Annotated in this window: 8 protein-coding genes and 1 pseudogene; 2 read left to right on the top strand and 7 right to left on the bottom strand. The window is 59.2% G+C overall.

Going from position 1 to position 11,936, the window contains the following annotated elements; translation table 11 throughout:
- Positions 1-4: 4 nt before the first annotated feature.
- The 6 genes and pseudogenes from trbL to trbB form a co-directional block, all read right to left on the bottom strand.
- On the bottom strand, positions 5-1,324 hold the full coding sequence (trbL, locus tag D1223_RS16505; RefSeq protein WP_084393367.1) for a P-type conjugative transfer protein TrbL: 1,320 nt from the start codon (positions 1,322-1,324) through the stop codon (positions 5-7).
- Positions 1,325-1,330: 6 nt separating this feature from the next.
- Positions 1,331-2,032, bottom strand: coding sequence for a P-type conjugative transfer protein TrbJ (trbJ, locus tag D1223_RS16500; RefSeq protein ID WP_084393368.1), 702 nt, complete (start codon positions 2,030-2,032; stop codon positions 1,331-1,333).
- Between the two features lie 10 nt (positions 2,033-2,042).
- Entirely contained in the window at positions 2,043-4,481 is a 2,439-nt protein-coding gene (gene trbE, locus D1223_RS16495) for a conjugal transfer protein TrbE (RefSeq protein WP_084393369.1), read from the bottom strand.
- Positions 4,475-4,729: a VirB3 family type IV secretion system protein gene (locus D1223_RS16490; protein WP_084393370.1), complete on the bottom strand. Its 255-nt coding sequence runs from the start codon at positions 4,727-4,729 to the stop codon at positions 4,475-4,477. The genes trbE and D1223_RS16490 overlap by 7 nt, the downstream gene beginning before the upstream one ends.
- Positions 4,729-5,061, bottom strand: a pseudogene (locus D1223_RS16485) (TrbC/VirB2 family protein). The gene D1223_RS16490 and the pseudogene D1223_RS16485 overlap by 1 nt, the downstream one beginning before the upstream one ends.
- A gap of 12 nt (positions 5,062-5,073) precedes the next feature.
- Positions 5,074-6,054, bottom strand: a complete 981-nt coding sequence (trbB, locus tag D1223_RS16480; RefSeq protein ID WP_084393371.1) for a P-type conjugative transfer ATPase TrbB — start codon at positions 6,052-6,054, stop codon at positions 5,074-5,076.
- 228 nt (positions 6,055-6,282) lie between these two features.
- Here trbB and D1223_RS16475 point away from each other — a divergent pair, with 228 nt between their 5' ends.
- Both D1223_RS16475 and D1223_RS16470 read left to right on the top strand, forming a co-directional pair.
- Positions 6,283-9,789, top strand: coding sequence for a DEAD/DEAH box helicase (locus D1223_RS16475; RefSeq protein WP_084393372.1), 3,507 nt, complete (start codon positions 6,283-6,285; stop codon positions 9,787-9,789).
- On the top strand, positions 9,786-11,543 hold the full coding sequence (locus tag D1223_RS16470; protein WP_119377469.1) for a phospholipase D-like domain-containing protein: 1,758 nt from the start codon (positions 9,786-9,788) through the stop codon (positions 11,541-11,543). The genes D1223_RS16475 and D1223_RS16470 overlap by 4 nt, the downstream gene beginning before the upstream one ends.
- A gap of 15 nt (positions 11,544-11,558) precedes the next feature.
- Here the strand turns inward: D1223_RS16470 and D1223_RS16465 are convergent, their stop codons facing one another.
- Complete coding sequence (locus D1223_RS16465) at positions 11,559-11,936, bottom strand: hypothetical protein (RefSeq protein ID WP_084393374.1); 378 nt, start codon at positions 11,934-11,936, stop codon at positions 11,559-11,561.

The raw sequence follows: 11,936 nt of genomic DNA, 5'->3' as shown, positions 1-11,936 counted from the left end.
GGGATCAGTCCTCGTCTCTTTGAAGTTTCGGGTTCTCACCAGCCATGCCGCGGTCGCCATCTTTTAGAGCGTGCACAGTGATCGCGCCGGCATGCTGCAGGCGTTGTTCTGTGCGCAGGCGCCGGGCCCAGGCCGGGCTTGAACCGCTGGTTCCGGCATCGCTGACGCCCGTAGATGCTGTGCTCCCGCCGGTTGCCGCAAAGGCGGCTTCACTGCCGCGCCTGTAAGCATTTCGGGCGCCTTGCAAGGGCCGTCCGGCCATGCGCCGCATGGCGTCCGAGCCAGCCTGCGCCATACCTGTGGCTCCAGCGAGATGCCCGCGCCAGCCGGTGGCGCCGGAACCAAGCCGTCCAAGGTCATACGAGGTGCGAGCCGCGCCCGACATTGAGGCCCCGGCCTTGACCGCTGCCGACGCCCCGCCAATTGCGGCGCGTCCAGCAGCGATTGTGCCTGTGCCTGCGAGGATCGCGCCCGCACCCACAGCGGCTGTTGTGCCGACGACCGAACCGGCGCCAAGCTGCGGTGCCCCGGTGACAAGGCCTGACGCAATGCCCGGTGCGAACACGCCCATCCAGAGAAAGACGATGGCGGCCAGAACGGTCCCCATGACTTGCGCAAGGGTGACGTCGCCCGGGCCGGTGAAAGCATCGGTGATGGAGGTAAAGAGGGTCGAGCCGATGCCAATGACGACAGCGAGGACCATGAGCTTGATACCGGATGTGACGACATTGCCGAGGACGCGTTCGGCGAGAAAGCTGGTCCTGTTCCAGAGCGCGAACGGGATCAGCACGAACCCAGCCAGCGTCGTTAGCTTGAACTCCAGGATCGCCACGAAAAGCTGCACCGCGAGTACGAAGAAGGCGACGAGGATGATCGTCCAGGCAAGAAACATTACGGCAATCAGGATGAAATTGTGAAAGAAGCTGATCGGGCCGAGCATGTCGCCGATTTCGGCCAGCAAGGGTTCTGCCGCCTCGAACCCAACCCCGGCAATATAGCCCGGTCGCATAAGGTCGCCTGCCGTCAGCGTGCTGGAGCCCGCCTTCACACCGAGGCTCGCGAAGCTCTCGAACACGATGTTGGCGAGCAGGGTGAAGTTGCCGATGATGAAGGCGAAGAAGCCGACATAGAGCACCTTCTTGAGGAGGCCCGACATGACGTCGGCATTCTGCGACAGCGCCCAGAAGAGACCGGCGAGCGTGATGTCTATGACTATCAGTGTGGTTGTCAGGTAAGCGACATCGCCGGCAAGCAGGCCGAAGCCTGAATCGATATAGGCAATGAAGGTTTCGAGGAACCGGTCGATGACGCCCATCTCTTCCATGACGGGTCAGTCTCCGAGGAAGGATTTAAGACGGGCCCGGCCGCGTTCGGCCTCTTCAAGCTCACGTGCCCGGTCGAAGGCTATGGCCCGGTAATGGGCGGCCATCAGCGCTTCCATCTGGATCAGCTGTTCGGCCGAGAGTGCACCGATCTGGTTGCCGGCCTGCAGGGCCTGGAGATTGCCGATGGCTGTCTGGCTCTCATCCACCAAGCCGGTCAGTGCCTCGGAATCCTCGGCATTGTTGCGCACGGTCTCAGCGACCATGAGGAGCGTGTGCTTGTGGGCATTGCGCGACTGGCGCCAGCGGGCGCGCGCATCCTCTACAAGTACATCGGACTGAGGCGGTGTGTCGCCATAGGTTTCAGGATAGAGGTTCTCATACTCCTCCTCGACCTCCTCGACGCCGTAGCCAATCCCTTCGGCGTCGCGCATGAGTTCTCCGATGCGGCGGATGCGGTCGGCAATGATGGCGCGGGCAACTTCGACAGGCAGGGTTTCCAAATCCCGCGCCATTTTCTCGATCATGTCGATCTCATGGGTGAGCTGGCGAACCTGGTTATCGATTTCCTGAAGCGCTCGCACGGCCTGCAGGATGTTCTGGGCGTGGTTGGCCGGGTCGTAGACAGCAAGCTGCGCCGAGGCGGGCGGGGCCATCAGGCCAGACAGCGGAATGGCAACAAGCGCGACGGAAGACAGAAGGGCTTTCATTTGGGGGCTCCTATTCAGCGGCGATTTGTGGGAGGGGTGCGCTCGGCTGCTCGGCCAGCAGGTCGGCGGCCCAGCCAAGCTGTTTCAGCTCCAGCCAGCTCCGGGCGAAGCCCGCTTCCGCGTCGGCCTCAAGACACTGATCCATGAGCTTCTGGTCGGCAGGGGAGGCGGCGCCGCAGAAGGCAAGCGCGACTTCGCCGAGGCCCAGCTCGAATAGCCGGCAGCCAAGCGGCGAGGTATAGTAATAGTCCCGCTTCGGGATGGCCTTGGCGAGAATGTCGATCTGGCGGTCGTTCAGCCCGAAGCGGCGATAGATCGCCTGGGCAGTCGGTTCGAGTGCTCGCTCATTCGGCAGGAATATCCGCGTCGGGCAGGACTCGATCAGGGCGGGCGCAATGGATGCCCCTTCAATGTCAGCAAGCGACTGGGTCGCAAACATGACCGCAACATTCTTCTTGCGCAGCGTTTTCAACCAGTCGCGCAGGCGAGCGGCAAATACCGGATGATCGAGAAACAGCCAGGCCTCATCAAGAATGAGCAGGGTGGGCTTGCCATCAAACCTGTCTTCCAGACGATGGAAGAGATAGGTGATCACCGGCGCGACCGCAGACGGGGTCTGCATCAGTTCGTCCATCTCGAAGCAGGCGACCGATGACAGGTCGAGGGCCTCGCTGTCGCTGTCGAGCAGATTCCCGTATGCGCCTTCCAGCGTGTAGGGATGGAGGGCCGCTTTCAGCGTGTCCGATTGGAGGATGAGGCAGAGCCCCGTCAGGGTGCGTTCGGCGCGGGGGGCCGAAGCCAGAGATTTCAGCGCTTCCCAAAGCGTGGATTTGAGATCGGGTGTGATCGTTACGCCTTCGGCTTCCACTAGTCCGATCAGCCAGTCAGCCGCGAAACTCGCGCCGCGATCGGTGTCGATGTCCGCGAGCGGTTGCAGGCTGGGGCGTTCCTTACCGGCAAGCGGCAGCCAGGCACCATTCATGGCCAGTGTGATCGCGCGCGCCGAACGGCCCTTGTCGAACACGAAGACCTGCGCGTCCTCGTAGCGTTGCCATTGCGATGCCAGGAGCGACAAGAGCACCGATTTGCCGGACCCGGTCGGCCCGACAATCAACGTGTGTCCGACATCGCCGACATGCAGGTTGAGCCGGAACGGTGTCGTGACTTCGGTTTGCGCTTCGATCAGGGCGCGATCTGCTAGATGCACATTCCACGCATCGCCGGCCCAGACCGACGAGATCGGCACAAGGTGAGCGAGGTTCAGCGTATGCAGGATCGGCTGGCGGACATTGGCATAGACTTGCCCCGGCAGAGACCCAAGCCAGGCTTCGACGGCGTTCAGCGTCTCGCGGATCGTCGTGAACCCGCGCCCATTGATCACGCGCTCCACGGCGCGTGTGCGCTCTTCGACTTCTTCACGCGAGGACCCCATCAAGGTCAGCGTGGTCGTGACATAGCCATAGGAGACAAGATCCGAGCCGAGTTCCTGCAGCGCTGCATCGGCATCGGCGGCCTTGTTGTCGGCATCATTGTCGAGAAGTGCGGCCTGTTCGTTGAACAGTGTCTCCCGCAGGACCGCGCCGACGGATTTCCGCTTCGCAAACCAGTGTCGCCGCTTCTTGGCGAGGAGCTTTTCGGCCTCGGCCTTGTCCATCGCGATGTATCGCGTTGTCCAGCGATAGGCGAAGCCAAGCCGGTTGAGTTCATCCAGCATGCCGGGCAGTGTCGAGGCCGGAAAGCCCAGCAAGGTCAGCGTCGCGAGGTGCGCCTCGCCAATCCGCGGCTCCAGCCCGCCTGCAAAGCTTTCATCGGCGAGCACCGCATCGAGAAAAACTGGCAGTTCCGGAACCGACACGTTGTGCCGTTTCGACGATATACAGGCATGGAGATAGGTAAGCGTCTCTTCATCCGAGAGCGGATGGATCTCATCCAGGGCCGTCGCAAGAAGATCGAGCGTCTGCGCGGCGCGTGTCTGGAAATGTTCGAGCCGCTGGCGCCAGTCCTCACCATCCCGCTTCTCGGGCCGCTCGATCAGCGCCTTCTCGGCCCGGCCCGTCGCATCGGCCGGCGGGAGCCAGAGCAGCGTCAGATAATAGGCGCTCTCGAACTGGGCGCCGGTCTCTTCGGCGGCTGCGCGTCGTTCCTGCTCAATCAGCCAGGCTGCCGGGCATTCAAAAGAGCTTTCCTCTAGCGATACGGCTTCCGCCCGCACCGCTTCGAAGACGAGCGCCCAGCCGGACCCGAACCGGCGGAGAACATTGTTGACCCGTGCAGTGACTGCAACGAGTTCGGCTTCTGTCGAGCTTTCAAGGTCGGGGCCCCGATAGCGGAAGCTTGCCTGGAAGGCGCCGTCCTTGTTGAGGACGACGCCCGGCGCGACGAGGCACGCCCAGGGGAGGTAGTCTGAGAGGTGTGCCGGTTTCGCCGCGTATTCGGAAAGGTTCAGCATGAAAGATGTTCCTTGTGACGGGCAGACCGGATTGCGACGGGGAGAAAATCCGGATCGGACCGGGCCATGAGGACGGCTAGCGAGTGTCCCGCCACCCAGACCACAAGCCCCGGTATCCAGAGCCGGAGGCCGAGGGCCAAAGCTGCCGCGAGGGTCCCGATGGCGATGGCGGCCGAACGTGGCGCGCCGGCCATCAGGATGGGTTCGGCGAGCGAGCGGTGGAGGGGGATCTCGTAGCCATCGAGCATCAGAGCACCGCGCCGCCGCCGAAGCTGAAGAAGGTCAGGAAGAACGATGTGGCCGCAAAGGCGATCGACAGGCCGAACACGATCTGGATCAGTTTGCGGAATCCGCCAGAGGTCTCGCCGAATGCGAGCGTCAGCCCGGTCAGCGTGATGATGATCACCGCGACAATCCGGGCGACAGGGCCTTCGATCGATTACAGGATCTGGTCGAGTGGGCCTTCCCAGGGCATGCCCGTGCCCGCGGCATGGGCGGGGAGCGATAACACGCTCACCGAAGCCAGCAGTACGCCGGCGTGAAGCGATCGGTTGAGGGCCTTTATCTGGTCGTAGAACATCGGTCGGTCTCCTTAATTGACAATGTTGAGAAAAGGGGCAGCCAGCGGCTCGGTCCGGTATTCGGCGCCGTCAAAGCCGGTAATCCGGAGTGCCTGCTCGACGCGGCGCGCGCCGCTCGCGCGGGACATGAAGACGACCACGTCGACCGCTTCGCCAATCAGGGCATGGGGAAGGGCAGTCGTCGCTTCCTCGACCAGCTGTTCGAGCCGCGTGAGTGCGCCGGAGGCTGAGTTTGCATGAAGCGTGGTGATCCCGCCCGGATGGCCGGTATTCCAGGCCTTGAGGAGATCGAGCGCCTCGCCGCCGCGCACCTCGCCGACGATGATCCGGTCAGGTCGGAGCCGCATGGTTGAGCGCACGAGATCGCGGAGTGTGATGCCGGACCGGTGCGTCCTGAGCTGAGTCACGTCCTCTGCTGAGCAACGGAGTTCGCGGGTGTCCTCCAGGATGACAATCCGGTCGTCTGCCAGAGCGGGCTCAGACAGGAGCGCATTGGTGAAGGTCGTCTTGCCCGACGAGGTTCCGCCCGCGACAACAATGTTAAGCCGGTCTTCCAGCGCCTGGCGCAGTCCGGCGCAGAGAGCGGGTGTCAGCGCGCCGGTCTCGACATATGTATCAAGAGCAATCGGACAACCGGCAGGTTTGCGGATCGCAAAGCAGGGCGCTTCGGCAATTGGCGGCAGGATGCCTTCGAACCGTTCGCCGGAGCCTGGCAGTTCGGCCGACACAATGGGTGAGGCCCGGTCGCAGGCCTCCCCGACAGAGGAGGCGACAAGCCGGATGATCCGCTCGCGTTCAGCGCGGCCGAGCGTCTCGGATGCACGGCGCAAACCAAAACCCGCCTTTTCGACCCAGACTGAACCATCGGGATTGGCGAGGATCTCGATTGTATCGGGCGCTGCGAGTGCTGCCCCAACCGGCCCATCAAAGGCGGTGCGGAGCATCGCCGTGCGGCGGGTCTCGGTCTCGCTGGGCTGGGGCATGGCAGACATGGCAGGGCGTGGTCCTCATCGCTGATGAGACCAAGATCACGTCGTTGCCGGTCGCTGCACAGATGGGCTAGAAGGGGACCGAAGGATGGGGAAGGATAGGGAAGGAGCCCAAACGGGCCAGTATCTACGCCGAAGTTTTGCCAACGCTGTGGCGTTGTGGAAAATGAGTTGAAGAATACCCGGGAGAATCTTGGTACCTAGGGGTTGAAACAACAAAGGCGACTTTCATTGGCTAAAGCGGCGTCAAAGCGAAGGAAAAAAATTGAGTTTCTCGACAGGTACCAGCTTGGCGAGACATACCTCGTCCCGCCCGACGCAAGAAGTGGCCGAGCGGGAATACTGGAAGGGTTTTCACCGGCTGGAGATGAAGTCATTGTTCGCGAGTGGCGACGAAAAGCCGGTGACGAAGATCTCGTGGAGATTTGGAAACACGAGCTCCGGCAGCTCTATCGGCTCGCCGGCTATCCGGGGGCTAGCGAACTGATTTGCCAGGTTGCTGCAGCCGGATTTGACAAGGACTCTTATTATATTGTTCTTAGCCCGTCCCAACGCCGCCCACTGAAAGTGTTCCTTGAAAGTACAAGTTCACGCGCCGCGTGGTTGCGCGGGCTCTCCCAACCCCAAAACCGCATCCGCATTTGGAAAAATGTTCTTTGTATCGTGGATGGGATCGGGATCCTCCACAAAGAGGGAATAGTTCATCGCAACCTAGACGAATGGGCTATCTTGACGTCCGCAGGGGATGAACCCGACTTCCAGCTGACTGGTTTCGAATGGTCCCTCAGGCTGAGCAGCACTACTGACAAGAAGCTTGACGATTTATTGGGTGATAGTGGCGTAATTTCCTTTGCTAGGGATTGGCATGACTTGGCGCTCTTGATTGCCCGCCTGTTCAACATTGAAGAGCAGCGACTCGGTGACCCCAAGATCGCCGACCATCGTGTCCATGAGCACATAACAGCCGCCGAAGTGCGCCTGCTGAGGGACATGCGAGCCCCCGGCCTGTTCGACAATTTCAATAGCTCCCAAGTCCGGCAACGCATCAAGGAAATAATTACTAACCTTCAAGCCTTCTCGGTCGCGAATGAAGCGTCCTGGCTCCTTGTCTTCAACTTGTCGCAAACAAGCCCTCTCTCAAGGACAGTGAGGGAAGCGTCGTCGCAGGAAGTGGAAATGGACGACAAGGATGGACAGCTGAGATGGATCAGCGACGATCTGTCCCCGAGTGCAATGCTTGTTTCCACGGAGCATGATGGTCGTAAGCGCTTCTGGCTCAAGGGCAGGGAGCTTGCCTTTGAATTGCGCCAATTCGATTCGAGGAAGCGAACCCCGAGCTGGCGCATGGCGTTTGTGTCAAAAGGCATTCCGAAAGGAGAACTCATAAAGCCGTCCGAAGTCGAAGTGCCAATTCGCGTAGATGCGTTGAGGCTGTTTGATATCGGGAAAGCACATGAAGCGTTTGACAGGGTGATCGACAAGGCACCGGATTGGGAGACGCTGTTTTCGACCCTCAACAGCTCGGACAAGGACTTCTCGAGTCCATCCGACCGCCTGGTAACCGGATTCCATTTATTGCACGCGATCGATGTGGCGCTTGCCGCCACTCTCGCATTTCCAGTCGAAATTGTATCCCACCAATCCCAAGAGCGAACTATCAGCCTAAAATACAGGCGCGATTCGTCGCTTGAGCGGCTCTCAAGCGCCCTGGGTATGGAACATCCTGCTGAACGCCTCGCGCAAGCGCTTGCCGAAGAGGAATTGGACAGCAGTGATGGTTGGATTCTCAGTGAGTCGCTCAATATTGGGCGTACCAGCCAATCAAACATTGAACTCGAATTTGCGCATCTCTCTGAAGAGCCGGCTGATGATCCGCTATATACATTTACGGAACAGTTGGGGGTCAATATTCCAGGCCGGAAAGGGTACCTGCAACCCTTGGACCTGGTCGGGACCTTTACGCAGTTGCAAAGGCGCTCCAAGGCGCTGCAACTCTTAAGCGAGCACACCGAGCTAGTTGGAACCCTGGTTGATCCCAGGAGCCGTATCTCGGATACGCATGAGCGGGTGAAAAAGGACAGTTCATTCCAAGAACTGGATCTACCCAAACAAAGGGCTCTCGAGGATATCCTCTCGGTATTGCCCTTGTTCACGCTCCAGGGGCCGCCGGGGGTTGGGAAGACTTTCCTGCTGAGAGATCTCTTGGAACGCCGCTTCAGGGGCGACCAGACTTCGAGGCTATTGGTGAGCTCCCAAGGCAATCACGCGCTAGATCATTTGCTGCATGAGTTCCATTCGGGTTGGCAGGAATCTGGTGAAGAACAGCCGCTTACTGTCAGGTGCAAGTCTCGTTTCAACCGGAGTCCTCCCTCCGACTACGATATTGACAGTGTGCGAAAAAAATTGGCGACTGGTATTACGTCTTCCAGCTTGATCAGTGTTGCTTCCGGTCAAGTCGAGCAGCGCCTGCAGGACTGTGCGTCGGGATCGGGGAGCGGCGAGCGGGAAGGACGTGCGCTTGAGGCGCTTATTCTCAGGTCTGCGAACATCGTCTTGGCAACCACCAACTCTGAAAGCTTGGCGACGCTGTTGGATGAGCATGCCCAGTTCGATTGGGCAATCATTGAGGAAGCTGCAAAGGCCACCGGAAGTGAGCTTCTTTCACCAATGATGTTGTCCCACCGGCGCTTGCTAATTGGTGACCACAAGCAACTCCCGCCATTCGGCACGCGCGAAGTGGACAGGTTGCTGGGCGACCCCTCCAGGCTGAAAGAAATAGTTGTATCCCTGCCTTCGCTCTTGGACCGCAGCGTGGCCCACCTCCTTGACGACGAGATTGAAGTACGCCTTGGGAATTCAGTCGAAGAAATGGAGAAAACCTGCGGACAGGCCGCTCAAGCCTTTTCGCTGTTCAAGTCTATCCTGTTGGACGAGATCGACCGGCAATCAACAGGGAGGCCGGGCCGGAAGACCGGAGGGGCGCTGACGGAACAGCACAGGATGCACCCTGCGATCTGTGAAGTCGTGTCGAAGTGTTTCTATGATAACAAGCTCGTGACGTCTGGGCGAAGGGAGGTCTCAGCGAAGCGAAATGAGTCTTGGATCGGAACCAAGGACCCGTCGAAGTTGCCATCTGCACCTATTGTCTCACTCAATATGCCATATGAAAGGACGGAAATCGGTGCGGGCCGGTTTGAACATGAGCCGAGATTTACAAACCCCTCGGAATGTCAAGTCGTCCTTGAAGCTATCGCAAACCTTTCGGTCCAGGAGCACCGGCTGGGATTACCCTCGCTTGTGGTGCTGACCCCTTACTTGGAGCAGGTCCGTTTAATTCGTCGCGAAATCAACGACTCGGAAAATGCCAAGCAATCCCTCAAGCAATTCCGGTCAGTCTTGCCAGATGGTGGTTGGGTGGCAACTGTCGATAGTTTTCAAGGGAACGAAGCAGACGTGGTCGTATTCTCACTTGTGAGGAACAACCGGGCAGCAACAATCCGCCGTGCGTTGGGATTCATAGCTGATGAGCGCCGGTTCAATGTCCTACTCAGCCGAGCCCGGGAGCGCCTAGTTTTTGTGGGAAGCCGTGAGTTCCTGAAGACAATCTCAGAACCTTTGGGATTGGAATCCAGGCAGGACGCTGCCTTCCTGAGAACCTACCTGGAAGTGACCGGCAAGTTGGGCAAAAGCGGACAGCACAGGGTGAGGGACGTCCGGATCGAGGATATCAAGGCATGAAACGGCCCGTCTATGTTGCGATGCCCATGTTGCAGCAGTCATACGAGTTTGAACTTGAGAGCGGTCGGCGCTGGAATGCAGTCGAGCACCTAATCCTCCAAGCGATTTGCCAGAAGGCCCAGTCCGCCGGCGATATGTCGCGGGCGGGCAACATGCCTCGGCGGGTCGCACTCGAAGCACTCATCCGGCTAATGAGGGCCGGATGGGTCGAGTTGAGCCAAGCTGCAAGCGAAGTCCACTTTTCCGCGACGGACCGCGGACGGACTGTAGCAATGTATGAAGATCTGCCATTCACGACAGAAACGAAAACCAGGCGGCTGAGCTTTGCAGTGGATCTAGTGTCGGGCAAAGTCCTCAACAAGCGCGAACTCAAGCTCATGCGACCCGATGAATGGCGCGAATTTGCAGAAGCGAAAGTTGCAGTTGAAGTCTCCAAGCCAGATATCAGCAATACTGATTTTGGCCATACAGCGCCACTGATCCGGGCGTTGGTTCGGGAAGATGAAGATGTCGTTCGAATAAAGCCATCAGTCCATCCTCCTTTGGATAGGCTGGCAGTATTCCTCGTGCGGGGGGATAATGTTGAAGGCTTGCCCAGAGATGCAGCCGGACTGAATGGTTCGATACTTGAAGCAGCCAGTAGAGTGCCAAGCGAGGCAAAAGCAGATGGGGCGGCCAAACAGGTCAAGATAATTGCACCGGACAAGGAACAAGTCCGGCCGGTCCGTCATACGGCGGTGAGGCATGCGGATTATGTCCTAGGCGGAGCTGATCACCGTAGCCTAATACAACGGACGCTGCGCAAGGCTCGGAAACTAGTGGTTATTCATACCACGTTCCTGCGCGAGGGGGCTTTCCTCGCCCTCCAAGAGGATTTCAGGGCAGCAGTGAATCGCGGTGCAAAGATCCATGTGTTCTGGGGGCAGGGTGACAGCGCTACGGAGGCCGCCAGTTCGAGGGCCGAAGCGGAAAGGTTACGCATACAGTTAGGGAACTGGGGGTTAAATTCCAACATAACAATTCACAACGCTTCGACCAATTCTCACGCCAAGATACTCTTAGCCGATGACGGCAGCGGTGATTTTACCGCTACGATCGGATCGTGCAACTGGCTGTATTCCGGTTTCGACAGCTTTGAAGCGTCCGTTATCTTGCGCGACCCGCGACTGGTCTCGGATGTGTTATTCGAGCTGGCTGAAATGGTGCGAACGTCAAATCGGGACTTTACCGATATTGGCGTCAATTTTCTACAACTCGCCCGAACGCTCGCGATCCGCTCACCTAGGAATGGGACCTCCGAGGTAAAGATCTTGATTGGGGAAGAGCACGATGATTGCGTGCTTGATGCTAGGGACAATGCGCAGCGGCAAGTCGACGTCATTAGTCACAGGCTTGGCGTCACAGCCGTGCCAGCAATTATCCTGCCCATGGTGTCAGCGACACGGGCAAGGGGTATACAGACAAACCTGTTCTATTCAAAAGCAAGCGGGCCTGTAAGCAGCGAAGACTCACAAGAGGTGCGGAATGGCTACCAGGGCGAGGGCGTCAGTATCACCCCCGTTTACTCTCCAAGAGTACATGCGAAGATGCTCCTGCGCGATGACGATCATGGGATCATAACCAGCCTCAATTGGCTATCCGCCGATACCTCGAATGCGCGGCCACACCAAGAAATGGGCGTCATGATCCGTTCCCCTGGCTCGGCGCGGCACTTACGGGAACAGTTCCAGGTTAAGCGCGAGTATGCAAGCTAGCCGGTCCTGCAACGATTAGTTCCAGATATGCGGGTTGGAGCGGTCGACGACGCGTTTGGTCAGCGCTTCGAGCTCGCTTCGCGCACGAGCTGCATCCGCCGGCGTTTCGAACGGGTTATTGCCCGGCCGCTGCCTCAGCCATTCGAAGATGAATTCGACCAAGAGGTCCGTCTGGAACGCTGTTCCGGTCTCCAGCTTCTCGATCTGGTCTTCAACGCGCTCCAGCCGCTGGATGATCGCCGCATCGGGCCGATCTTCAGGCGGCGTGAACAGCAGGGTCAGCGCCTCATCTATCAAGGTGCCGACGTGGACGCCATGCTCTGCAGAGAACTGCTTCACCTTGCGATGGTTCGTCTCGGAGACGCGGATATGAAGCCTGGGATTGCGCGCCAT

This window comes from Henriciella mobilis (genome assembly GCF_003576285.1).
Taxonomy (GTDB): Bacteria; Pseudomonadota; Alphaproteobacteria; order Caulobacterales; family Hyphomonadaceae; genus Henriciella; species Henriciella mobilis.
Note: the sequence above shows the minus strand (reverse complement) of the source record. Positions and strands in the feature narration are given on the sequence as shown.